This is a genomic window from Saccharopolyspora phatthalungensis, assembly GCF_014203395.1.
GTDB classification, from domain to species: Bacteria; Actinomycetota; Actinomycetes; order Mycobacteriales; family Pseudonocardiaceae; genus Saccharopolyspora; species Saccharopolyspora phatthalungensis.
The window spans coordinates 5459919-5482279 of the sequence record NZ_JACHIW010000001.1; the positions used below are offsets into that span (position 1 = coordinate 5459919).

Here is a 22361-nt window from a genome sequence, read left to right on the forward strand (position 1 = left end):
CCCCGTGACCTGTTGAACCGGTCGGTGGTGCCCCAGAGACGACTGGTGGTATCGCACCCATACTCAATTTGAACTAAGGTGAGCCTTGCCTATTTTCTTGTGGTGTCTCTCGGGCCACGGGCAAGGAGCGTGCGCATGCTGACCAGCAACGCGCTGATCGGGCTGCGGGAAGGTCTGGAGGCCGTTCTCGTGGTCAGCATTCTGATCGCATTCCTGGTCCGCACCGAGCGCCGTCGCGCGTTGCCGCTGGTGTGGGCCGGGGTCGGCGTCGCGGTGGCCCTGTCGGTGGCCGTGGGCGCAGTGCTGACCTACACGGCGGCGACGCTGAGTTTCGAGGCGCAGGAGGCCTTCGGTGGCATTGCCTCGATCGTCGCGGTCGCCTTTGTGACCACCATGATCTTCTGGATGCGCCGCGCCGGACGCACCCTAGCCGCGCAACTGCGCGGGCAGCTCGACGAAGCACTTCGGCTGGGGCCTGTCGCGGTGATCACCGTGGCGTTCCTCGCGGTTGGGCGGGAAGGGCTGGAGACCGCGGTGTTCTTCTTCTCCAGCGTGCGATCCGCCGGCGGCGGCACGGTGCTGCCGCTGGTCGGCTTCCTGATCGGCATCGCGATCTCGATCATGCTGGGCTTTCTGCTCTACGTCGGGGCGATCCGGATCAACCTGTCGAAGTTCTTCACCGTCACCGGTGTGCTGCTGGTCTTCGTCGCGGCCGGGGTTTTGGCCTATGGGGTGCACGATCTGCAGGAGGCCGCGCTGCTGCCCGGCCTGCACGCCCTCGCCTTCGACGTGAGCGCAAGCGTGCCGCCGACGTCCTGGTACGGCGCGCTGCTGAAGGGGATCTTCAACTTCTCGCCGCAGACCACCGTGCTCGAAGCGATCGCGTGGGTCGGCTACGTCGTGGTCGTGCTCTCGCTGTTTCTCCGTCCGCGCCGCGGCGCCATCCGGCCCGCCCGCGCCCGCACAGGGGAGGCCACATGACGATCATCGCCCGCACCCTGGTTCCCGTGTTCTGCGCCGTCCTGCTCGCTGGCTGCGGCGGGCAACCCGCCGGCAACGCACCGGGCGCGATCATCGTGCAGGCCGGGGACAACAGCTGCGCGCTGTCGGCGACCTCCGCGCCTGCCGGCACGATCCGTTTCGACGTCACCAATGTCGGTAGCCAGGTCACCGAGTTCTACCTCTACGGCGAGGGCGACCGGGTGATCAGCGAGGTCGAGAACATCGGCCCCGGCCTGACCCGGCAGCTCGTCGTCGAGGTGCCGCAGAGCGGCAAGTACACCACCGCGTGCAAACCTGGAATGCAGGGCGAGAGCATCCGCGAAGTTCGCCGTCACCGCGCCGTCGAACAGGTGATCACCGTGCGACAACCGCGGGCCGCGGACTCATGAGGCATCTACTGCGGACGCGATGCGGGTAAGCAGCGCGCTCAGCGAGCGGGGATCCTCGACCGAGTAGTGGGCCCAGGTCAGGCGGTCGCCGTGTTCGGCGCTGCGGACCACGATGCCGATGCCGTCGTCGTGGATCTCGTGGAGGGCGTCTTCGTCGGTGTAGTCGTCACCGGCGAAGACGGGGGTGACATCGGTGGCTGCGAGCCCCGTCTTGTCCAGCAGCCAGCGCAGTGCCCGGCCTTTGTTCCAGTCGATGTTCGGCAGCAACTCCACCACGCGTCGGCCGTGCGCGATCCGGAGCGCAGGCAGCCAGTCACCGATCCGGCGCACAGTCCAGATCACGTGGTCGACGTCGTCCGGGCGGACGTTGCGGTAGTGCACGGCGAGGGCGAATCGCTTGCGGTCGACCAGCACACCGGCTATTGGGTCCAGTTCGATCGTCAGGAGTCGTTCGGCCTCGTCGAGATCGGGTAGTGCCGATTCGGCGGCGTCTTGTGCGATCGATTCGTCGCCGGGGCCTGCGAGTTCGAACCCGTGGCTGCCCGCGTACCACAGGCCGTCGAGGCGGACCCGGCGGCGCACGTCGTGCAGGTCTCGGCCGCTGATGATCGCCACTGGGCAGTGCCGCGCGAGTCTCTGCAGGACTTCACGGGTGCGGACCGGCATCGTGACTTTGGCGGGGTCGTTGCGGATCGGGGCGAGCGTGCCGTCGAAGTCCAGCAGCAGCACCGGCCGGTGGCCCCGCAGGCGGTCTGCGATCTCGTCCCAATGCTCGAGTCCGTCGGGGACCTCGGACAGACGGCGCTCGGCGGATTCCGCGACGGCGACGTCGGTGAGCGTGGACACCACCGCGTCGGCCCCGGCGTCCAGCAACCGGCCCGGTGGTCCGGTGCGGGCCACGCCGACGACGAGGGCGAAACCTCCTGCTCTGGCGGCGTGCACCCCGGACTGCGCGTCTTCGACGACGACACCCGCCGAGGGCGGGGTGTCGAGCTGGCGTGCCGCCTCCAGGAAGACCGCGGGATCGGGCTTGCCGGGCAGCCCGAGTTCCTCGGCGAGGACGCCGTCCACCCGGATGTCGAACAGGTCGGCTATCCCGGCTTGTTCGAGCACGAGGGCGCAGTTCCGACTGGCGGAGATCACTGCGGTGTGAATGTGGTGACGGCGCAGCGATTCGATCAGGGTGACCGCGTCGTCGAACACCTCGACTCCACCGGTGGCGAGGGCTTCGCGGAAGTAGCGGTCCTTGAGCTTGCCCAGGCCGTGACCGGTCTCGATCCCGGCCTCGTCGTCCGGGGCACCACGTGGCAGGTCGATGCCACGGGAGCACAGGAAGTCGAGCACCCCGTTGACACGGGGTTTGCCGTCGACGTGCCGGAGGTAATCGGCGTCGGTGAACGAACGGTGATCTTCCCGTGCCGGGGGTGGGCGATCCGCCAGATAGAGGTCGAACAGCCGTGCCCACGCGGCGGCGTGCACCTTGGCGGTGTCGGTGAGCACACCGTCCATGTCGAACAGCACTGCACGGTGGCGACATGGATCGATGCTGGTGGTAGCCACGGTGACTCCCTGCCTGGCCGCGATGTGTTCGTGGAGTACCCACCGTCGTAGGAATCCACCGGCGAGGCGTGTCGGGTGCGGGGCGCGCAGCGCGGAAGAGCCGACTCGGTGTTGGTTTCACAGGGCGAGTGCGATCCCCACGGCGACTGCGGTGGCAGGCAGCACCAGCAGGGCTGCCAGGCGCAGTGCGAACCGCAGTCCGCCGGCTGCGGCGGCGAGTACGAGTTTGATCAGGGTGTTGCTGAGCAAGGCTGCCCCAACCCCGAGCACGGCGACGCTGGTGGGGACGACGGTTTCGGCCAGTGAGGCAGCCGCGACTGCTGAGGTGTGGGCATCGGCGAGTCCGCCCACGAAGGCCGCGGCGAGCACACCCTGCTCGCCGAGCAGGGCTGCAGCTGCCCGGGTGGCCAGCAGGAGCAACACCAGCAACAGGGTCAGTGACAGCGTGACCCGCAGCGATAGCGGTCGCTGGAACGCCGACGGCGCGGCACCGGTGTTTGTCGGGCCCGATGAATCTTGGCCTTCACCGGCACGCCCCGCTCGCCAGGTGAGCCACCCGGCCTCAACCAGCAGCACGACCGCGCCGGCGACCGAGGCCGGAACCAGCCGGACGGCGACCGGTGGGCTGGCGACGGCGGTGAGTGCGATGAGCTGCACCAGGGTGGCCACGCTCGCGGCGAGTACTGCGGGCAGCACCACCGCCTGCACGCTGCGGCCGGTCCGGCGGGCGAGCACGACGGTGGTCGCCGAGGCGGACACGAATCCGCCCAGAAATCCGACGATCAGCAGTCCATGGCGTTCGCCCAGTGCACGCACGGCCACGTACCCGGCCCAGCCGATGACGGTGATGGCGATGACCAGCAACCAGATCCGGGACGGGTTGAGGACCCCGTAGGGGCCCAGTGGCCGGTCCGGGAGCAGGGGGTAGATCACGAAAGCGACGACGAACAGCCGGATGGCGTCGGCGATGTCGTCGTCGGTGACCAGGCGGGTCGCGAAGCGGTGCAGCGGTCGTTTCGCGGCGAGCAGCGCCACGACGGCGACCGCGATGGGCACCGCCCAGGTCGGCTGCGTCCACGCCAGCGCCCCGAGGAGCACGGTGGCGATCGCGGCGACCTCGGTGGTCGCCCCGATGTCCGCCTCGGCGGACGCCTGGGCGGTGAGCACGTACCAGACGATGACCAGCACGCTGGCGGCGCTGATCGTGACGATCAGCACGGCCGGGCCGAGCGCCGCGGAGATCGCCCCTGCGACGCCGAGCAAGGAGAACGTCCGGGAACCGGCCGGGCGCAACGGCTGCCCGGCAGTGCTGTGCTCGCGCTCCAAACCCAGCAGCAGCCCGATCGCCAGGGCGGTGGCGAAGTGCACGAGCGCGGTCGTGGTGTCCACCGGGTCGCCTCAGTCGGGGACGTCGCGTTCCAGCTCGTCGAGCCGCGCGAGGTCGGTGGCGTCGTTGGGTGCCCGCCGGTCCCCGCGGGGCAACAGCGCTGCGCCCGAGCCGACCTTGGGGCCGAAATCAGCCATGGCCGAACCCGTTGGTGCCGCGGGCAAGAGATTGCGACATCGCTGCTCCTTAGCGGTACAGGTCCCAGTGAAGAGCATCATTGACCGCATCACACACCGATGCAGTGGCGGGAAGCGTACGGCCGGACGGTCAGGAGGCCGGGGTCGCTCCATCCGCCAGGACCGGCACGGGTTCGACCTCGACGGAAACGTTCAGGCCCGATCGAACGCTTTGGGTCACAGCGCAGTAGTCCTCGAACAGGTCGACGCATCGGTGCATCCGGCCGACATCATCTTCGGCGACCTCGGGGTGGATGTGCACGGTGATACCGCCCAGTCGCAGATGCCCACGCTCGTCCCGGGCGAAGGAGACATCAGCCGACGTGCTCATGCCGTACACCGTGATCCGCGCTTTGCGCAGGCAGAACAACGCACTCGCGGACAGGCAGTTGGCGATGGCGGCGCCGAGCAGCCGCGCGGCATTGGGGCCCGCTTCGGCGCCAAGCGGTTCCGGCTCGTCCACGACCAGAGGGGGCACTCCCGGTTGGTGGAAATCGACGAGGAATTGGTAGCCCTCCTGCAGCGACAGGGTCACCGTGACCTCTTCCTGCTCTGCCATCGCTCCACCTCGCCGCGTTGCAGGTCCCGTGTCCTCACCAGCGTTATCGCGACCAGGTCTCGTCCCTAGAGGACTTCGTCAGCGACTCCAACGGGGGCTCGTCGGCGTCGGCATGCGATCTCGGGTCATGGCGAGTACACCCGGCGTTATTGCCACTGCGGGCGTCGATCATTGACCTGGATACCGGGGGAGTCATGGCCGAGAACAAGCCGCGGATCGTGGTGGGCGTGGACGGTTCGCCCGGCTCCCGCGCGGCGCTGCGGTGGGCGCTACGGTACGCCGAGCACAGCAACGGCCACATCGTTGCCCTGATCGCGTGCGGAATTCCGGCCCTTATCGATGTGGTGCTGCCGATGTCCGAGGACGATGTAGCCGCCCAAGCGGAACGCGAGTTGCGGAAGGCGGTTGAAGAGACCCGCGTTTTGCTGGGGACGCGGGCTCCCGTGGAGCAACGAGTCGTCCGCGACCACGCCGCGAGGGCACTGCTGGACGAGGCGCAGGAAGCGGACCTGCTGGTGGTCGGACACCGCGGGCACGGCGGGTTCGTCGAGGCTCTCCTGGGGTCGGTGAGCCAGCACTGCGTCCACCACGCGCCGTGCCCGGTCGTCGTCGTCCGCTGCGCCGCTGGATGGGGCAGTCAAACCTAGAACGCGGTCCTCATAGGGGCCTTCGTCAACGACTTCGACCAGACCTGGGCTGGCCTCCGGTCTCGACGCGGCGTACATCGGCTTCGACTGGTCGAGCTGTGGGCCGTTGGGAGTGTCATGAGCGAGAACGAACTGCGGATCGTGGTGGGAGTGGACGGCTCACCGGGCTCGCGAGCCGCGCTGCGGTGGGCGCTGCGGTACGCCGAGCAGTGCGGCGGTGCGGTCACCGCGGTGATCGCGTGGTCGCCGCCGACCTTTACTGAGGTCGCGCCGATGCCGCCAGTGTTGTCGGACGAGGACTCGGTTGCGAGGGCGGAGTGGGAGCTGCGGAAGGCAGTCGACGAAACCCGGGCGTCGCTGGAGACGTCGGTGCCAGTCCGCCAGGAGGTGGCTCGCGGTCACGCCGTGCGGGCGTTGTTGGACTGCGCGCAGGATGCAGATCTGCTGGTGGTGGGAAGCCGCGGACACGGTGGATTCGTGGGGGCGTTGCTGGGCTCGGTGAGTCTGCACTGCGTGACCCATGCGCATTGTCCGGTCGTCGTTGTTCGTCCCGCCGCTGGATGACCGGACCGTGGCAATGATGTGTTCAGTCCCGTTCTCCGTTGACACGCACGACAGCCACTGGGCAGTGGGCGTGGTGCAGCACTCCGGCCGCGACGGAACCGAGGAGCATGCCGCTGTATCCACCGCGACCTCGATGACCGACCACAACGAGCTCGGCGTCGTGGGATGCGCGGGTGAGAGCGGAGACGGGGTGACCGCGTTGGGCTATCTTCTGAATCCGGACATCGGGGTATTTGTCGCTGTACCCGGCCACCTGCTCGGCGAGGCGACGTTGCATTCGCTGCTGAAGTTCGGCCGGGCTGGGCAGTGGTATTGGTGTCGCGAAGACGTCGTCGTGTTCGGGCTGCTGCCAGAGTTGCATCGCCAGCAGATCGAGGCCGCGGACGGCGGCGGCTTCGAGGGCGAACTCCAGCACGACGCGACTCAGCGGTGAGGTATCCAAGCCGACGACAACGGGGCCGGTGACCCCAGCTCTCGCGCGGACGACCACGACGGGGCAGGAACTGTGCATGGCCACGGCGGTGCTCACCGAGCCCAGCAGCGCGCCGGTGAAGCCGCCGAGCCCGCGTGAACCAACGACGATCACGCTCGCCCGGGTGGAGCGACCGATCAGGACCTCGGCAGGGTGGCCCGAGGTGACTTCCTCGGTCACGGCAACGTGCGGTGCCTCCGCACGGCAGCGCGCCCCGAGCTCGCGCACGGTCGCGTCAGCCCATTCGGACCGCGCTGGGTCGTCGTTGACGAGCACGAGATGCAGCGGTAGGAGTCGGTGTCGCGCGTCTGCGGCTGCCCACGAGGCAGCCAACGTCGACTCTGGCGAGCCGTCGACTCCTACCACCGCGAGGCGAGACGATTCCGTCATGGCTCCCCAATCGAAGCCCTATCCCGCACCGACTGACCAGCCGTCGACGCTCGGCTCACTTTCCCTTGCGCGCCACCGGGATTTCCTTCCGCATCTCGACTTCACGTCGTGGGATGCGGATGGTGAGGATGCCGGCTTCGTACTCGGCGTTGATGTCGTCGGTGTTGCAGCTGGTCGGCAGCAGCAGGGTGCGGCTGAACGAGCCGTAGAAGAACTCGCTGTGCCGGTCGGTGCGTTCTTCGTGCTTGCGTTCGGCGTTGATCTTGAGCTGGTTGCCTTCGACGTTGATGTGGATGTCCTTGTCGGGGTCCACCCCGGGCAGTTCGCAGCGGATGACGAACTCGTCCTTCTCGGCGTAGGTCTCCACCCGCATCGCGTGCCGTTCACCGAAAGGCCATTCGGTTTCGAACATCTGGAAGATGTCGGGCAGGCCCATGCTCGGGCGGGGCAGCAAGTGGTGGGTCATGGTGTCCTCCATAAGGACTGGTTGGAGCGTGCTTGAGGGTCCGGCATGCGCGTGGCGAGGAATAGTGCCGACCGGCCCCGTTCCTGCCGGATGCGTCGCGGGTACCCGGGCGGTGTTGGGCGTGAAACCGGTGGTGCGGGGGTGTCGTGATGGGCAGATCGGTCCCGTCGCAGGAGACGATGCGTTCGGCGCTGGCCTTGGCCTGCCGGGCGCCGTCGGTGCACAACAGCCAGCCGTGGCGGTGGAAGCTGGCCGAGCATTCGGTGCACCTCTACCTTGACCGTTCCCGGCTGTTGGGGGTTATCGATCCGACCGGGCGGGAGATGGTGATCAGTTGCGGCGCGGTGCTGAACCACGCACGGATCGCGTTCGCCGGCGAGGGGTGGCAGGCCCGGGTGCATTGGTTGCCGAACCCGGCGCAACCGGAGCACCTGGCGTCGATCGAGTTTCGCGAGCTCACCGAGGTCGATCCGCACGTTGAGACGTTGGCGGCTGCGGCGGCGGACCGGCGCAGCGACCGGCGACCGTTTCTGACCGACCCGGTGCCGCAGGAGGTTCTCGCGCCGTTGCGGGAGGTCGCGCGGGTGGAGGATTGCACGCTCACCTTCGCCCTGGAAGACCGGGAACGCCGGGAGCTGGAACTGGCGATCGAACACGCCGGATCGGAGGAACGTCAACGGCCCGAGTATCGGGAGGAGCTTGCTGCTTGGGCGGGCCGACACGCCTCCCCGGAAGGTGTCCCGGTCCGCAGCATCCCGGCCGAACACCTGCGCGGCATGCCCGAGCGGGACTTCGCGCTGGCCGCCGAAGGAGAGCTGGCGGTGCCGATCCTGGACGACGGCGCGGTGCTCGCAGTGCTGTCGACCCGCGGCGACACCTACGACAGCTGGCTGGCCACGGGGGAGGCCCTGAGCGCGGTGCTGCTCAGCGCGACGGAGCAGGGGCTGGCGACCTGCCCGTTGAGCCAGATCGCCGAGGTCGCCGAGTCCCGCAACCTGGTCCGGGAACAGATTCTCGGCGGCAGCGGCTATCCGCAGATGGCGATCCGGATCGGGTGGCCGGTGACGCGCGAGTTCCCCGGACCGCTCACGCCTCGCCGCCCGGTGTCGGAGTTCGTCGAACCGTTGTTCCCGAAGGAATGACTCAGGTCCGGGTCCTGGCCGCTTCCAGGAGGATCTTGCGCTCGGCGACGTCGACGGCCTGCCGCACGGCGGGCACGGCGTCGGGGTTGACCGAGATCGACGTGATGCCCAGCCGAACGAGGTGTTCGGCGAACTCCGGATTATTGGAGGGCGCCTGACCGCACAGCGACGAGGTGATCCCCGCCCGGCGAGCGGAGCCGATGATATTGCCTATGGCGTCCAGCACCGCGGGGTCGGATTCGTCGAACAGCGGTGCGCACAGCTCGGAGTCGCGGTCGACGCCGAGGACGAGCTGGGTGAGGTCGTTGCTGCCGATGGACACACCGTCGATGCCCAGACGCGCGTACTCGGGAAGCCAGTACTGCACCGACGGGACTTCGGCCATGACCCAGCGGTGCAGGCCGCGGGAGTCGGCGAGCCGGCTGCGGTCGACTTCGGCCAGGCATTGCTGGAGTTCCCAGCGGGTGCGCACGAACGGGATCATCAGGTGCAGGTTGGGTGTCTGCTCCCGGACCCGTGCCAATGCTTCGAGTTCCATCCGGAACAGTGACGGGTCGCGGACGTAGCGGTAGCAGCCGCGATATCCGATCATCGGGTTGTCCTCGACCGGTTCGAAGTCCTCCCCACCGGTGAGGTGCCGGAATTCGTTGCTGCGGAAGTCCGCCGCGCGGTAGATGACCGGCCGTGGGGCGAAAGCACTGGTGATTGTGGACAGCGCTGCCACCATCGCGTTGATCGCCTTCTCCTCGTCGCCGCGGGCGAGGATGCGGCCGGGATGCTCACCGCCGAGCGCGTCGGTGAGCAGGAACTCCGCGCGCAGCAGCCCCACGCCATCGACCGGCAGGGCCGCAGCGTGTTCGGCCTGGTCGGACATGGCCAGGTTGACGTAGATCCGCGTGGCCAACGGCTGCACCCCGGCTGCCGGAGGTTCGGCTACGTGGGCGGGCCGGTGGATCTCGCTGATACTGCCTTCGATCACGGTGCCGTTCGCACCGTCAACGGTGACCTGCATGCCGTCACGCAACGTCGTGGTAGCGGTGCGGGTACCCACCACGCACGGCAGCCCGAGCTCGCGGGCGACGATAGCGGCGTGGCAGGTCATGCCGCCACTGTCGGTGACCAACGCGGCCGCCTTGCGGATCGCGGGAAGCCAGTCCGGTGCGGTCATCGGCGCGACCAGCACTTCACCCGTCTGCAAGGCCCCCGCCTCCGCCGGGGACTGCATGACCCGGACCGCACCCGATGCGGTGCCGAACGAGGCGCCGAGGCCGGAAACGAGGATCGCGCCCGTCTTGAGGCGCCGGTCGAGGGTGGTGACCGGGCGGGATTGCACCAGCCACCACGTGCCGTCGGCGATCGCCCATTCCACATCCTGCGGGCTGCCGTAGTGCTGCTCCACCCCGACCAGCAGCCGAGCCAGGTCGCGCAACTCGATATCGCCGAGCACTCGTTGATCGGTCTCGGTCGGGCTCACCTCGACGCGGGCCTGCCGCCCGTTGGCGTCGCGGACGATCTTGTGGGTCTTGCGCCCGACAGCTACGTGTGTGAGGCGGGAATCGGCTTTCCGGATCGTGTAGGTGTCGGGTTCCACGGTGCCGCCGACGACGGATTCGCCGAGGCCGAATCCGGCCTCGACCAGCATTTCGTCACGCGCTCCGGTGGCAGGGTTGGCGGTGAAGGCCACGCCGGAACGGTCCGCGTCGACCATTTGCTGCACGATCACTGCCATCGCCGGGGTCTCGCGCACCCCTTGCGCCGTCCGGTAGACGATAGCCCGCGGGCTGAACAGCGACGCCCAGCAGTCCACCACTCGGGCGGCCAACTCCTCGGCGCCGACGACGTTGGTGAAGCTCTCGTTGACACCGGCGAACGAGATGTCCGGCGCATCCTCAGCCGTGGCCGACGAGCGCACCGCCACCCGCGGGTCGCCTTCGAGCTCCTCGTAGGCCTCGAGCAGCGCGGCATGCACCGCGGATGCCAGCCCCGCTTGATGCACCAACCGCTGCAACCGAGCACAGGTCTCGGCGAGTCGGTCTTGGTCATCGGCGACCCGGACGGCCTCGTCCAGCACACGGTCGAGTTCGGGCTCCACACCTGCCTGCGACATGCAGACGCGGTAGGCATCGGCGGTCACAACAAACCCCGGGGGCACCGGAAGACCCGCACCGGTCAACTCCCCAAGATTGGCCCCCTTGCCGCCTGCCACGGGCACTTCGGCAAGGCTGAGCTCGGAGAACCATCGAATCCACGGCATCGCGATCTCACCGGGACACGGCGGGAACGTTCACCTTCAAATGCTGGGGAAGAAGCCGCTCGAGGTGGGTGTCCGGTCCGGGGAAGAACAGGGTCACGCGGCCGTCGTCGAGCCAGTGCACCAGGTAGGGCGGCTCGCCATCCGGGCCGTGCACCTCGATGATCTTTCCCTTGCGGCGATGACCATCCAGGTGGACCGGTTCGGCGATCAGCCATTCACCCACTTCCGCGCGCATGATGCTGCTCCCTCTTCAGATGCATCCGCTTCGAGTCTCGTGTCCGCGAGCCGGTGGTGACGAGAGCCGAAGGACTCCAATGCGGCCACTCGATCGAGTTGTGCGGTGCCTGTGCGGTCGTACGGTCGAGCCGGGGAGGAGGCGAATATGCGCAAGCCCAACGTCGTCGGCGTCGATGGGTCGGAGTCGGCGCTGGACGCGGTGCGGTGGGCGGCACGCGATGCGGTGCTGCACCGCGTCCCGCTGCGGTTGATCTCCGTTGGACCGAAACCTGCTCCGGATACCGCGCGAGAGGTGAACAGGAGTGACCGAGACGGCTGGTTGTCGGCCGCAGCTCAGGTCGCCACTGATACCGCTCCAGGCGTTGAGACGACCTCGGAGCTCCGTGCGGGTATCCCGTACGCCGTTCTCGTGGAGGAATCCGCCCAGGCTCGCCGGATGGTGGTGGGGATCCGGGGCCTCGGTGAGCGCACCGGCCTGCCGGTCGGCTCCACCGCCGAGACGGTCGCCATACATGCGAAGTGCCCGGTCGTGGTGGTGCGCGGCCGTGTGCCCGAACCGGCTGAAGCGAGTCCGGTCATCGTCGGCGTCGACGGATCCCGTGTGGGGGAGGCCGCCGCGGCCGTCGCTTTCGATGAGGCATCCGCCCGCCGCGTTCCGTTGGTGGCCGTGCACGTCTGGATCGACGTGGCGGTCGAGCCCTGGTTCGCCATCGACGACGACCGGGAGTGGGCGGAGATCGACGAGACCGAGCGCGCGGTGCTCGCCGAGCGCTTGGCCGGCTGGCAGGAGAAGTACCCGGACGTCGAGGTGCTGCGCGTGGTGGAACGGGACCGGCCGGTGCGCTACCTGGTCGAGCACGCCAAGCACGCGCAGCTGATCGTCGTAGGAAGCCGAGGCCGGGGCGGCATGAGCGGAATGCTGCTGGGCTCGACCAGCCGCGCCCTGCTGCACACAGCCCCGTGCCCGGTGCTCATCGCCCGGACAGCCGGGCTCTAACCAGTGTGGACGATCGACTATGCGGGGGACGCAGAATGGTGACCAGGCCCGGAACCTCCCCGGCGCGTTTCGTCGCACCGAACAGCGTCGGCATCGCCCAGAGCCACTGCGCGGTGGTGGTGTTCATCGGCGATCACGCCTACAAGCTCAAGAAGCCGGTCGATCTCGGCTTCCTCGACTTCAGCACGGTGGCCGCGCGGGAACGGGCCTGTCGGCGTGAGCTGGAACTGAACCGCCGACTCGCGCCCGACGTCTACCTCGACGTCGCTCAGGTCCTCGACGGCCATGGCAAGACCTGCGACTGGCTGGTGGTGATGCGCCGAATGCCCGCCTCGCGGCGGTTGTCGACGCTGGTCACGCAAGGCGTGGACGTGCACGCCGATGTGGAGAAGCTGGCACGCATGCTTGCTTCGTTCCACAGCACCGCACGACGCGGACCGGAGATCGATGCCGCGGGGAGCTCGGCGGCGCTGCGCAAGCGGTGGGTCGACAACTTCGCTGGAGCCGAAGAGTTCGTCGGCGCCGTCATCGATCGCACTCTGTTCGACGAGATCGTTGAACTGACGCTCCAGTACCTCGACGGGCGCGCACCGCTCTTGGAGGAACGCGTTCGCCGGGGATGCATTGTGGACGGCCACGCGGATCTGCTCGCCGAGGACATCTTCTGCCTGCCCGACGGTCCACGGGTGCTGGACTGCCTGGAATTCGACGACGCGCTGCGCTACGTCGATGGCCTCGACGACGCGGCATTCCTTGCCATGGACCTCGAACGCCTCGGCGCCCCCGGCCTGGCGCAGGATTTTCTGGCTTGGTACCGCGAGTTCTCCGCCGCCCGTAGCACCACATCTCTGGCCCACCATTACGTGGCCTACCGGGCATTCGTCCGCGCCAAGGTCGCGTGCCTCCGGCACGCACAAGGCGTGGCGGAGGCCGCCTCGGACGCCCAGCGGTTGACCATATTGACACACCGGCATCTGCGCGCCGCGCAGATCCGGCTGGTCCTGGTGGGCGGGCTGCCGGGCACAGGGAAGACGACCGTCGCCGGAGCGCTGGCCGACCGAATGGGGGCAGTCCTGCTGCGCACGGACCAGATTCGTCGGGAACTACCCGGCACCGCCGGGCTCGCCGCACACGCAGGCTATGGCCGCGGCCTGTACGACAGCGGGAACGTCCACAACACCTATCAGGAGATGCTCGACCGCGCGCGAACTTTGCTCTCCCATGGGGAAAGCGTCGTGCTGGACGCGAGTTGGAGCAGCTCCGAGGAGCGCGAGCCGGCCAGGGCGGTGGCCCGGGAAACCTTCGCGGTGCTGACCGAACTGTGCTGCGTGACACCGACCGAGATCGCCGAACCCCGCATCACCGCGCGAGTCGGTGACGCCTCGGACGCGACTGTGGAGATCGCTGCCCAGATGAACCGCCACTTCGCCTCCTGGCCCGAAGCCACCCACATCGACACCTCGGGCCGCCCCGACACCGCGATCGCGACAGCTTGGGAGCCCATCGAACGCAGCTTCAGGTAAGGACCGGTGCCCGTGTGGGAGGGACGGGCACCGGGGGCTTGCGGGTGTCAGGTGTTGGTGAGGCGATTGCGCAGGTTGTCGAGTTCGTCCCGGAGTTCGGTGGGGAGCTTGTCGCCGCGATGGTGGTGAACCATCCTTCGATCAGCGGCAGTTCCGCTAGCCATTCTGCGAGGTCGACGCTGAGCGCCTGCTCCACGTCAGCCGGGTTTTGGTCGTCCGCCGCTGGATCGCGACGATGTCGGGCCGCTCAGCCGCGATCCGGGCCTCCAGGCCGCGATAGCGATCGTGCGTTTCCGATGCTGTTGAGGCGTAGAGATCCCAGGCGTTGGCGGACAAAGACGAAATACCGACACTCGAATTCTCTTCCGTATCAAGCACTTCACTCCCAGAGCGAGCCGGATCAGCTCCCGGTCGTGAAACCCGGCGCGGACAGCGGATTCTAATCCGCCGAACCAGCCATCTGGCCCCGCCTGGCCCAGCCGCAGCCTCCACCGGGGCGAATCCGGCGAGGCTGCGACGACAGCAGCACAGACCGCGCTACACGAGCAGGTTGCGCAGACGGTCTTCTGCCTTGTGGACTGCGGCGGTGAGGGCGTCGGTGTGGGCTGCTGAGAGCTTTCTGGTGCCGAGTCCTGAAGCTGCGAGCACGACGCTGAGTTCCTGTTCCTGCTGAGGAGTCATGTGGGATCGCATCGCGTGGTGGTCCAGCACGTCTCGGGCGGCGTAGGCGTCAGAAGATGCCACGTCTATGACTGTGGCCCGCAGGTTGGGTGTTTTCGGTGTGGGCTGGTCGGCGGTCAGGTCGAGCGTGGTCAGCCCGAGGCGAACTCGGAATGTTGCGGTCGTCGGTTCGGGCTGGGTGATCAGTGCGAGTGTTCCTCGCACCGCGTGATCCAATTCTTCTCGTGGTGTCTGCCGGGCATCGGGCTGGCAATGGATACGCAGGAGGGCCCCGACGCTGTTCTCCCAGGGCTCGGTAGGCACGCTGGAGTCGATCATGGTCATGGCCTGCTGGTTGAGCCCCTGCTCCAGCAGCGACATGATCTTGATCTGGCGGCCGTCGAGGAGCCGGTTGCCGATGCCGCGGTGTGCGGCCATGGCTTCGGCGGCTTGGGTCCAGCGGCCGCTGCGCGCGAGCGCCCTGGCACCGTCGATGAGCAGCGTGACCCACAGCTCGGTGCAGATCGTGCGATGGTTTTCCTCGGTTCGGATCAAGGACGACAGGTCGACGTCGTGGTCGCGGATCGTGGTCGCTGCGCGCTGCTGGGCGGCGCGGTACAGACGCTGAAGCACCTCGTAGGCGCTGCTGCCGTCGCCTTCGCGGATGAGCAGCCGTGCGATGTTCACCAGCGGCATCAACGCCATCACGGCGATGTCCTGGTCCAGGGATCCGGCTTCGGTGAAGATGGTGTGCTGCCGCCAGCACAGGTCGGCTGCGAGGTCAGGCAGCCCGGTGTCGGAGGCGATGAGGGCGGCGACGTTGAGGACTCCGCTGGCGCGGGCCACCCGCTGGTGGTGTTCCGCGCCAGGCGGTTCGACGGTCAGCGCGGTGAGCTCCGCGATCCTTGTTTCAAGGGGAAGTCCCGGTGGTTTGGGGCGGCAGACCAGCGGGATGCGTCTGGTGATCGCGGGGTTCATCACGCCGGTCCTGCTACACCCAGTCGATGACGAGGCGGCTGAAGGTCTTGTCGATGATGAAGCGCGGGTCGGTGGCCTTGAGCATGTCGCGATGGGCGGTGGCGCCCATCCGGAAGCCGGGTTCGGGCGCGTCGTTGCCGTAGTCGCGGTCCCATTCGATGATCGCGGATACGACCTGGTCGGCGAGAGTGGCGGCGCCCGGGCCGTGACCGATGACGCCGATCTCCCAGAATCGGCCGTCGTTGTCCTCGCCCTCGCGGACGGTCAGGTAAGCGAGGCTGTCAGCTTCGAGCGCGGCCATGGAGCCCACCCGAAATGTGGTGTGAACCCGGGGCGCTGGCCGGGCATCCGGGACAGTCCGTTGGGCAGGACACACGCCAGCCACAGATATACCCATTCCCAGGACGAGCCTTGCCGGAACTTCACGCCGGTGTAGACCTTGTGGGCCGGTGTGTCGAGGATCGTGCGCATCGCCTCCCGGTCGACCTCCTGCTCGCTGAAGGTCTCCAGCCGGACGGTTCCCTCCCCCTCATGCCGGACGAGGGTGTAGACGTCGTCGCAGACGCCCTTGCGCAGCGGGACGAACGTCGCCATCTCACACGAGACCGTGGTCCAGGTGTCGCCGTCGCGTTCGAAGGCAAACGAACGAGAGATGCTGCCGCGGATCCGCATCGGGATGACTAGACGTCCGCCTGCAGCTACCTGCTCCAGAACCCCCACGGGGACATCACCGGCGCCGACGGTGAACTGGATCCGGTCGTACGGGCCGTGCTCGGGCAGCCCGGCAGCGCCGTCGGCCATCAGCGCGGTCACGTTTTGCGCGCCTGCGGCCGCCAGGTGGGTGGCGGCGTTGTTGACGAGGTCTTGGTCGACGTCCACGGTCCACACATGCCCGTCGGGGGCGGCCAAGCGGCCGAGGAGAGCGGCGTTGAAGCCGGTCGCGGCACCGGCTTCCAGAACCTTGTGGCCGGGCTTCACATCGAGTTGCTCGAGCTGGGTCGCGACGACGGACGGAGCGGAGATACAGGAAAGTGTCTCCCCGGCGTCGTCGCGTTTGATCGCGACAGTGTCCTCGATGTAGACGTTCTGCGGGTCGGTGTCCGGAACGAACTCGTGGCGTTCGACGTCGCGGAACGCGTCAATGATCGCAGGACTCCGGAGGTGACCGGACTCGATGAGCCTGGTCACCAGGGCGTCACGGAGCTCGGCAGGATCGGCGGTCGTAGTGATCGTGGTCTCCATCCGCTTGAGGTTAGGGGTCACGGGTTCGGAACCGGCGGTCAACACGGCGGTCGCCTCGTCATCGTCGAAGGCGGTATGTCGGCCTAGCCAGGCGGCTGCGGCTTGCTCGGCCGGTGATGTTCCGGCGCGATTGAACGCGAAGATCGCGTGGTGGGCGAGCACGGCGCGCAGGCCCCGCGTCAGGCTCCCGGCGGCAGCGAGCCGCGAGAGCCGCAGTCCGGCGGCTTCGAAAGCGGCGACGCGCTCGGACCAGTGCGGCTCAGTCGTCTCGCGCTGGGCGGCGTCAGCATTCATCAGGCGCCGCATGGCGGTGATCGCCGCGGCGCGGTCGGCTCGGCCGGGAGGGGCGATCGGTGGCCGGAGATCGGCGATTTTTGCCCACACGTCGCCGATTTCGAACGGATCAAGGCCCGCTGCGCGGTTCAACGTGGAGATCAGCAGGATGCAGCGCTCCCGGCGGCAGGCATCGCCGGTCTCGGCCAACGCCGCTGGACTGTCGGCGCAAAAGAGTTCGTGGGCGATGGCCATGCCCTCCGGGCCGCCGAACGCGTCGACCTCGGGCTCGTAGATCCCGGCGACCCAGCCTGTGACGAGCCCGTCGGTGACGAGCCGGTTGAGGACATCGGCTGCGGGGTGCTCGGTGCGCAGCCGGAGCTTTCCTTGCTTGCGCAGGAAGTGGAACCGTTGTCCGGACAGCGCGGCGACCAGCGCGGTCGCGGCCTTCGCGTTCAGCCCTGAATCGTCAGGAAAGGCGACGGTGGCGTGCCACCAGCCCTGTTCGGCGGGGATCGGCAGGTTCTCGTCGTTGCAGTCCATCGGTCGTGGTCGCTCCTGCTCAACTCGGGTAACGGGGTATTAGGTGATCAGCAGTGCGCGGGTCCAGCCAGTGCTGTCCGTGCCCTCCAGCGCCAGCCGTGCGCCGGCGCGGCCTTCCATGAATCCGGGTTTGGGCAGCGCGCCGATACAGGCCGCCAGACGACCGGCGAGCCGGTCGATGGGCTTGGCGAACCGGTCAGGGGTGGGGCTGTCGGCGGCGATGGCTCGAGTGACGGTCAGCAGCCCAGCCCAGCCATGACACAGGGACGCATCGGTGATCAGGCTCATGCGGGCCGGATCGGTGAGCGCGGCCAGTGCGATCTGCTCGGCCTTCCCGAAGGCCGGGTCACCGACCGCAAGGGCGGCCAGTTGCAGGGCGCGGGCGATACCGATGTCCCCGTAACACCAGGACGGACGGCCCGGCACCGCCCCGGGCGGCGCGGTAGAGGACAGCTGGTCACGGGTGATCCAGTAGCAGCCACCGTACTGCTGCAGCCAACGGGTGAACTCGGCGATCGCGTCGGTCTGGCCTGCTACCTGGATGCCATGGCGGGCAGCCAGGGACAACAGCGCTAGTACCCCACCGACGCCATGAGCTAAACCGTTGTTTGCGTGGCCGCCGGTGACGTCCTCCTCATGGCCTGGGGCCTCTGGTGACCACCATCCGGGCAGCACCGGATCGGCGACGGGGTGTGCCAGGGAAACCAGGTAGGTCAGCACGTTCTCCAGCAGCGGCGAGGTCCCCGGACGCCTCAGCAGCAGTGCCGCGAGGCCGGTCATGCCTCGGATGAGGTCGAACTCCGCCAACTGTGGCAGGCTTCCGGACTCCCGCCGCCGACGTGCTGTGGCCAGGCGGGTGGTCACGATCCGGTCGACGGCCGCGCGCACCTCACGGTCGGTGTGCCCGGCGCAGCTGAACACGAACTCCAGCGCGGGGGCGCCGTGGAACAGGGACGCGTTCGCGCCTGTGCTCACCCCGCCGGAGATCGCCTCAGCGATCAAGTGGCGAGCGGCCGGGAGATCGCCGCGCTCAAGGTGCAGCAGCGCCACCCCGAGCGCGCCTTCGGACAGCGCCTGCGTTGTCGGCGGGCGCACGGTGTTCCCCCTGGTGGCCGGGCTCATGGATGTGACCTCACCGGGACGACGATGCTGTGCGCCCGCCCGCCGATCCAGCCATCGGCATCCCGCGGTGGGGCGTCGTAGAGCACCGCGACCGAGGAAACGCTGAGGTGGGTGCGGAGCAGGTCCAGGTCTCGGTCCTGGGTGAGATCCAGCAGCAGATGCTGATCGTCCATGGCCAGCAGCACCCGGTCGGGTACCCCGGCACGGACTCTCCAGGCGTGCAGCTGCTCGGCCCACTTGTCGAGAGGGGCAGTACGGTCGGGCAGGGTGCGGGCGCGCAGTTGCCACCGACCAGGGATGAGGATGCTGCGCCGGTAGTGCAGCGCCGGGGTGAACGGCAGGGCCCACGCCGCGCCCCAGTCGAACCACGTCACCTGTGGGGTGGTGGCGCGGCTTATCTCGGCTAAGAACCGGACCATCGGCGGTGTGAAGTTGTTCCACACAAAGTTGATCGCGGTCGGGGCCAGCAGTTCCACGCGCTCTCCTGTCGAGGCCACCGCGAGGTAGAGGTGGTCACCGGATAGCCCGACGACCAGATCGGCGGGGCGGAGCACTGTCTCGCCGCTGCCCCGGAACTCACCGACGCTAACCAACTCCGGCAGGACCTGAGGTGCGCGGGTGAGCAGGTCGGCGGCGACGCGGGAGGGGTGGAACGACAGCTGTGCCAGCTTCGCCCCGGGCGCGACGGTGGGCAGGTCAGCGTACCCGTCGGCGGCTTCGGGGAGGAGGTGCCAGAACCGTCCCGTCATCGAACCGGCTGCGCGCGAGACGGTGTGGACGCGCAGCCGGAAACCGCCTCGGTCCAGCGCCGACAGTGAACGGGCCTGGACCTGGCCACACACCTCGACATGCGGAGCGAGGACCGTCGACGGCCCGCCTGCCGCGGCCTCCAGTTCCTCGATCATCGCCTCGGAGAGCACCACATCCTGGCGGCTTTCCACCGCGGCGGTCCCAGCAAGCTCAAGGAGCAGACGGTCGCGTCGCGACATCGGCCTAGGTGGCTCCGACACCGAGTCGAACCCGTCCGGAAATCCCAATCCGCGGTCGGGATCGATCAGCTGCTCCAGGCCGACCTCGGAGCCCTCGCCCCACCGGTCACCGAACCTCTCGATGTAACGGCGCCACGCCGGAGTCCCGTGAAGATGGGTCGCGAGCCTGGCCAGAACGGTGGCTGCGGTCTCCATCTCAACCTCGACCGCCTCCGGCAGCCGCACCTCGGCGTCCAACCGGACATCGGCGGCATCCCGCTCGCTGATGCCTGGAACGCCGACGGGCAGGGCGTCGGCAGGGTCGACGATGGTGGCTGCGGCCCGCAACGCCGACCGCAGCAGCCCCGTCCGGAGCAGCTCCGCCACAAGGGCAGCACGGCGCCCTTCACTGGTCTCGGGGAACTCGGCGGCGAGCTTGCCTAGCAGGACGTCGTGCGGAATCGGAGATCTGGCCACCTCCAGCACCGCCACTACCGCAGGGGTCAGCGCGAGGGAGAACTCCGAGGGCCCTTCGGTCGGGACGTGCACGCGATTCTCGTGCACCCGCGCCAGAGTATTGACGCACACCTCAACATCTGCCATCAGCGCTGCATCCGACTCGCACGCCCTGATCCGCGCATCCATCGCCGTTGGGTCGGCCCGACTCACGACCTCATGTGTGTCTCCGATACACACGGAGGAGGTCTCGCCGAAGTCCACCAGGGCTACGCCCGCGAACTCCCCGAACGGTGTCGACCGGTGCGCGTACCTGATGGAATACCGAGCAAGGGCAAGCGCGGCCCGCCGAGCCTTACGGGTGTTCATCGATCGCCCCGCCAGGACCGCGTCCACGCGGCGGGCCAGATCCGGACTGGCACCCGCGACCGTCCTCCGGAACGTCTCATCGGCCCACACCGGGGCGAGCCAGGACCGCCACTGCGCGGCAGTGCCGCCCGGTCCCGGCCACGTCGGCAGGACCGGGGTCGTCACGTTCAGCGCAGCGCGCAGCATCCCCGCGCACGAGCGCCGATACAGCCTGCGCCGCCTCCGCGTCATCGAAACACTCCGTTCCTGGAAAGAAAGTCCGGGCCGAACGAACCTGCGGCCTATGAGGTCGTGCAGGCGCTCGGGCAGGAACTCCCGCACCCGTCGCCGGTGCTGCACATCAGCACCGTCTCGGCCGCCGGGGTGCCCTCGATGAAGGTGATGTCAAGATCGAACGGGTCGCCCACCGCTTCGACGGGGGCCTCATCGGTCGCAGGGGTCTGCTGATCGACGGTCGGGGTACTCATTCCTGCCTCCTGTGTTTTCCGGAGAAATTGCTTCAGACCAGCGGGCTGAGGCCTCGATCAAGTCCGGTACAAGTGAACGACAGACAGTCGGTAGGCGACTACGGTCTGCGCTGTCGCAGACCGTTTAATCGGTTTAACCACGCGAGGTTGTGATGCCGAAAACACCTGTTCAGCGCTCTCCCAACCATCTCCTGCGCGAGATGATCACCACGTGCGGCCTGAGCTATGACGGGGTGGCACGCGCGGTCGTGCGCATCGCGGCGGAAAACGGGGAAGTACTAGGGACCAACAAGTCCGCCGTCGCGCACTGGGTCGCCGGAACCGAGCCCAACGAAAGAACAGCCGCGTACCTGGCCGAGGCGTTGTCGAGAAGAGCGGGACGGCCGGTGACGCCAACGCAACTCGGGTTCGCCGCAGGATCACAACCTCGACTGGTCGGCGCAGAGCCCATCGCGACGGCGACTCTCCTTGGCCGGGCCGACATTGAGCACCGTGGCTTCCTGTCCGCCGCCGTCTACACGGCCTCCGATATGACGATGCCCTTGGACTACGACCACGAGCCGGTATCCAGGCTGCTGAAAGCACGCACCGGGCAAGGCCGAGTAGGAGCGGAGGAGGTCGCGGTGGTCCGGCAGATCACCAAAGCCTTCGGCGCCGCCGATGAGGTGCTCGGCGGAGGACACGGCTTGTCCACGGTCGCGGCCTACCTCGCCGACACCACCGCCCCCATGCTCTCCGGCCGCTTCGCCAACGACAAGACCCGCCGCGATGCCTTCGGTGCCGCCGCGGAACTGTCATGGCTACTGGGATGGAAGCATCACGATCTCGGCCAGGAGGGCGCGGCTCAGCGGTATTACCTGCTCGGCTTCCAGCTCGCGGTCGAGGCGGACCCGCACGCACACGCCGCATGGATGATGCGCGCCGTCGCTCACCAGGCCCTTAGCTTGAAACAGCGCCGCCACTGCCTCGACCTCGCCCAGGGTGCGCTTGAGCGTGCCGAGGGCTACACGGACGGGGCGACGCAGGCGCTACTGCACATCACGCACGCCAGGGCCTACGCTGCCCTCGGCGAGAAACCTCAGGCCGCACACGCGTTGTTGGCCGCCGAGGACGCACTCGGACGAGACGGCGAACCACAACCCACGTACTCCCTGCTAATGGGGCCGGCTGCCGGCACCGTGGACTCCCACACCGCCAGAACCTTGACCGAGATCGGAGACCACCCCGGCACCGAGGCACGACACCGAGCCGCTTTCACCTCCTGGGATCCGGTCGCCTTTCCGCGCGTCCACCTGCTCACCCATATGGACCTCGGGGACTGCCTCGCCGCCCAAGCGCGGGTCGATGAGGCAGTGTCGGCGTGGAGTCAGGCACTGGAGCTGGCCGAGGGAATGGCCTCAGCACGAAGCAGATCGGCGTTGGCGTCCATCCGGCCTACTCTTGCCGTTTACCGGCGCCGTGGCGTTCCCGGCGCGGCGTTGCTGGAGTACAGGATCCAGCGAGCAACTGCATGAAAGG

Annotated in this window: 23 protein-coding genes; 8 read left to right on the forward strand and 15 right to left on the reverse strand. The window is 68.2% G+C overall.

Features of this window, described 5'->3' with window-relative positions; translation table 11 throughout:
- The first annotated feature begins 135 nt into the window (after nt 1-135).
- Both efeU and BJ970_RS24980 read left to right on the forward strand, forming a co-directional pair.
- The gene (efeU, locus tag BJ970_RS24975) at nt 136-981 is read left to right on the forward strand and encodes an iron uptake transporter permease EfeU (RefSeq protein ID WP_184728449.1); all 846 of its coding nucleotides are present in this window, start codon (nt 136-138) and stop codon (nt 979-981) included.
- On the forward strand, nt 978-1391 hold the full coding sequence (locus BJ970_RS24980) for a cupredoxin domain-containing protein (RefSeq protein ID WP_184728450.1): 414 nt from the start codon (nt 978-980) through the stop codon (nt 1389-1391). The genes efeU and BJ970_RS24980 overlap by 4 nt, the downstream gene beginning before the upstream one ends.
- On the opposite strand, the gene otsB is transcribed toward BJ970_RS24980, so the two are convergent.
- The 4 genes from otsB to BJ970_RS24995 form a co-directional block, all read right to left on the reverse strand.
- A complete protein-coding gene (gene otsB / locus BJ970_RS24985; RefSeq protein ID WP_184728451.1) occupies nt 1386-2951 on the reverse strand; it encodes a trehalose-phosphatase in 1566 nt (521 codons plus the stop codon). The genes BJ970_RS24980 and otsB overlap by 6 nt on opposite strands.
- 117 nt (nt 2952-3068) lie before the next feature.
- Nucleotides 3069-4340, reverse strand: coding sequence for an MgtC/SapB family protein (locus BJ970_RS24990; protein ID WP_184728452.1), 1272 nt, complete (start codon nt 4338-4340; stop codon nt 3069-3071).
- Nucleotides 4341-4349: 9 nt separating this feature from the next.
- On the reverse strand, nt 4350-4475 hold the full coding sequence (locus tag BJ970_RS39040) for a hypothetical protein (protein WP_281399487.1): 126 nt from the start codon (nt 4473-4475) through the stop codon (nt 4350-4352).
- A 130-nt stretch (nt 4476-4605) separates the two neighbouring features.
- The gene (locus BJ970_RS24995; protein WP_184728453.1) at nt 4606-5073 is read right to left on the reverse strand and encodes an OsmC family protein; all 468 of its coding nucleotides are present in this window, start codon (nt 5071-5073) and stop codon (nt 4606-4608) included.
- 194 nt (nt 5074-5267) lie between these two features.
- Here BJ970_RS24995 and BJ970_RS25000 point away from each other — a divergent pair, with 194 nt between their 5' ends.
- Together BJ970_RS25000 and BJ970_RS25005 are read left to right on the forward strand one after the other, a co-directional pair.
- Nucleotides 5268-5720 carry a universal stress protein gene (locus tag BJ970_RS25000; RefSeq protein ID WP_184728454.1) on the forward strand — a complete coding sequence of 151 codons (453 nt, stop codon included), beginning with the start codon at nt 5268-5270 and terminating at the stop codon, nt 5718-5720.
- Between the two features lie 117 nt (nt 5721-5837).
- The gene (locus BJ970_RS25005) at nt 5838-6284 is read left to right on the forward strand and encodes a universal stress protein (RefSeq protein ID WP_184728455.1); all 447 of its coding nucleotides are present in this window, start codon (nt 5838-5840) and stop codon (nt 6282-6284) included.
- Nucleotides 6285-6306: 22 nt separating this feature from the next.
- On the opposite strand, the gene BJ970_RS25010 is transcribed toward BJ970_RS25005, so the two are convergent.
- Nucleotides 6307-7146: a universal stress protein gene (locus BJ970_RS25010; RefSeq protein ID WP_184728456.1), complete on the reverse strand. Its 840-nt coding sequence runs from the start codon at nt 7144-7146 to the stop codon at nt 6307-6309.
- A gap of 55 nt (nt 7147-7201) precedes the next feature.
- Nucleotides 7202-7612, reverse strand: coding sequence for an Hsp20/alpha crystallin family protein (locus tag BJ970_RS25015; protein WP_184728457.1), 411 nt, complete (start codon nt 7610-7612; stop codon nt 7202-7204).
- Nucleotides 7613-7761: 149 nt separating this feature from the next.
- On the opposite strand from BJ970_RS25015, the gene BJ970_RS25020 reads away from it, so the two are divergent.
- Nucleotides 7762-8754 (forward strand): Acg family FMN-binding oxidoreductase, encoded by a 993-nt coding sequence (locus BJ970_RS25020; RefSeq protein WP_184728458.1) that lies wholly within the window; start codon nt 7762-7764, stop codon nt 8752-8754.
- Nucleotide 8755: 1 nt separating this feature from the next.
- Here BJ970_RS25020 and ppsA read toward each other — a convergent pair whose 3' ends face one another.
- Both ppsA and BJ970_RS25030 read right to left on the reverse strand, forming a co-directional pair.
- Entirely contained in the window at nt 8756-11008 is a 2253-nt protein-coding gene (gene ppsA / locus BJ970_RS25025) for a phosphoenolpyruvate synthase (RefSeq protein ID WP_184728459.1), read from the reverse strand.
- Between the two features lie 7 nt (nt 11009-11015).
- A complete protein-coding gene (locus BJ970_RS25030; protein ID WP_184728460.1) occupies nt 11016-11243 on the reverse strand; it encodes a DUF1918 domain-containing protein in 228 nt (75 codons plus the stop codon).
- Between the two features lie 147 nt (nt 11244-11390).
- Between BJ970_RS25030 and BJ970_RS25035 the strand changes: the two genes are divergently transcribed.
- Together BJ970_RS25035 and BJ970_RS25040 are read left to right on the forward strand one after the other, a co-directional pair.
- On the forward strand, nt 11391-12242 hold the full coding sequence (locus BJ970_RS25035; protein ID WP_184728461.1) for a universal stress protein: 852 nt from the start codon (nt 11391-11393) through the stop codon (nt 12240-12242).
- 35 nt (nt 12243-12277) lie between these two features.
- Nucleotides 12278-13765, forward strand: a complete 1488-nt coding sequence (locus BJ970_RS25040) for a bifunctional aminoglycoside phosphotransferase/ATP-binding protein (protein WP_184728462.1) — start codon at nt 12278-12280, stop codon at nt 13763-13765.
- A gap of 156 nt (nt 13766-13921) precedes the next feature.
- On the opposite strand, the gene BJ970_RS25045 is transcribed toward BJ970_RS25040, so the two are convergent.
- The 7 genes from BJ970_RS25045 to BJ970_RS25070 form a co-directional block, all read right to left on the reverse strand.
- A complete protein-coding gene (locus tag BJ970_RS25045; RefSeq protein ID WP_184728463.1) occupies nt 13922-14143 on the reverse strand; it encodes a hypothetical protein in 222 nt (73 codons plus the stop codon).
- A 159-nt stretch (nt 14144-14302) separates the two neighbouring features.
- On the reverse strand, nt 14303-15403 hold the full coding sequence (locus BJ970_RS25050) for a hypothetical protein (RefSeq protein WP_184728464.1): 1101 nt from the start codon (nt 15401-15403) through the stop codon (nt 14303-14305).
- A 13-nt stretch (nt 15404-15416) separates the two neighbouring features.
- Nucleotides 15417-15704 (reverse strand): class I SAM-dependent methyltransferase, encoded by a 288-nt coding sequence (locus BJ970_RS37175; protein WP_221467307.1) that lies wholly within the window; start codon nt 15702-15704, stop codon nt 15417-15419.
- Nucleotides 15668-17461, reverse strand: a complete 1794-nt coding sequence (gene fxlM, locus BJ970_RS25055; RefSeq protein ID WP_221467308.1) for a methyltransferase, FxLD system — start codon at nt 17459-17461, stop codon at nt 15668-15670. Before fxlM ends, BJ970_RS37175 begins: the two co-directional genes overlap by 37 nt.
- Nucleotides 17462-17500: 39 nt before the next feature.
- On the reverse strand, nt 17501-18583 hold the full coding sequence (locus BJ970_RS25060; protein ID WP_184728465.1) for a lanthionine synthetase C family protein: 1083 nt from the start codon (nt 18581-18583) through the stop codon (nt 17501-17503).
- The gene (locus tag BJ970_RS25065) at nt 18580-20607 is read right to left on the reverse strand and encodes a lantibiotic dehydratase family protein (protein WP_184728466.1); all 2028 of its coding nucleotides are present in this window, start codon (nt 20605-20607) and stop codon (nt 18580-18582) included. The genes BJ970_RS25060 and BJ970_RS25065 overlap by 4 nt, the downstream gene beginning before the upstream one ends.
- A gap of 50 nt (nt 20608-20657) precedes the next feature.
- Entirely contained in the window at nt 20658-20843 is a 186-nt protein-coding gene (locus BJ970_RS25070; RefSeq protein ID WP_184728467.1) for an FxLD family lanthipeptide, read from the reverse strand.
- Nucleotides 20844-20995: 152 nt separating this feature from the next.
- Between BJ970_RS25070 and BJ970_RS25075 the strand changes: the two genes are divergently transcribed.
- Complete coding sequence (locus tag BJ970_RS25075; protein ID WP_184728468.1) at nt 20996-22357, forward strand: NsdA family TPR-like regulatory protein; 1362 nt, start codon at nt 20996-20998, stop codon at nt 22355-22357.
- The last annotated feature ends 4 nt before the right edge of the window (nt 22358-22361 follow it).

Coding starts and splice junctions, on each gene's coding strand:
- efeU (WP_184728449.1), top strand. CDS start 136: ATGCTGACCAGCAACGCGCTGATCGGGCTGCGGGAAGGTCTGGAGGCC.
- BJ970_RS24980 (WP_184728450.1), top strand. CDS start 978: ATGACGATCATCGCCCGCACCCTGGTTCCCGTGTTCTGCGCCGTCCTG.
- BJ970_RS39040 (WP_281399487.1), bottom strand. CDS start 4,475: ATGGCTGATTTCGGCCCCAAGGTCGGCTCGGGCGCAGCGCTGTTGCCC.
- BJ970_RS24995 (WP_184728453.1), bottom strand. CDS start 5,073: ATGGCAGAGCAGGAAGAGGTCACGGTGACCCTGTCGCTGCAGGAGGGC.
- BJ970_RS25000 (WP_184728454.1), top strand. CDS start 5,268: ATGGCCGAGAACAAGCCGCGGATCGTGGTGGGCGTGGACGGTTCGCCC.
- BJ970_RS25005 (WP_184728455.1), top strand. CDS start 5,838: ATGAGCGAGAACGAACTGCGGATCGTGGTGGGAGTGGACGGCTCACCG.
- BJ970_RS25010 (WP_184728456.1), bottom strand. CDS start 7,146: ATGACGGAATCGTCTCGCCTCGCGGTGGTAGGAGTCGACGGCTCGCCA.
- BJ970_RS25015 (WP_184728457.1), bottom strand. CDS start 7,612: ATGACCCACCACTTGCTGCCCCGCCCGAGCATGGGCCTGCCCGACATC.
- BJ970_RS25020 (WP_184728458.1), top strand. CDS start 7,762: ATGGGCAGATCGGTCCCGTCGCAGGAGACGATGCGTTCGGCGCTGGCC.
- ppsA (WP_184728459.1), bottom strand. CDS start 11,008: ATGCCGTGGATTCGATGGTTCTCCGAGCTCAGCCTTGCCGAAGTGCCC.
- BJ970_RS25030 (WP_184728460.1), bottom strand. CDS start 11,243: ATGCGCGCGGAAGTGGGTGAATGGCTGATCGCCGAACCGGTCCACCTG.
- BJ970_RS25035 (WP_184728461.1), top strand. CDS start 11,391: ATGCGCAAGCCCAACGTCGTCGGCGTCGATGGGTCGGAGTCGGCGCTG.
- BJ970_RS25040 (WP_184728462.1), top strand. CDS start 12,278: ATGGTGACCAGGCCCGGAACCTCCCCGGCGCGTTTCGTCGCACCGAAC.
- BJ970_RS25050 (WP_184728464.1), bottom strand. CDS start 15,403: ATGAACCCCGCGATCACCAGACGCATCCCGCTGGTCTGCCGCCCCAAA.
- BJ970_RS37175 (WP_221467307.1), bottom strand. CDS start 15,704: ATGGCCGCGCTCGAAGCTGACAGCCTCGCTTACCTGACCGTCCGCGAG.
- fxlM (WP_221467308.1), bottom strand. CDS start 17,461: ATGGACTGCAACGACGAGAACCTGCCGATCCCCGCCGAACAGGGCTGG.
- BJ970_RS25060 (WP_184728465.1), bottom strand. CDS start 18,583: ATGAGCCCGGCCACCAGGGGGAACACCGTGCGCCCGCCGACAACGCAG.
- BJ970_RS25065 (WP_184728466.1), bottom strand. CDS start 20,607: ATGACGCGGAGGCGGCGCAGGCTGTATCGGCGCTCGTGCGCGGGGATG.
- BJ970_RS25070 (WP_184728467.1), bottom strand. CDS start 20,843: ATGAGTACCCCGACCGTCGATCAGCAGACCCCTGCGACCGATGAGGCC.
- BJ970_RS25075 (WP_184728468.1), top strand. CDS start 20,996: ATGCCGAAAACACCTGTTCAGCGCTCTCCCAACCATCTCCTGCGCGAG.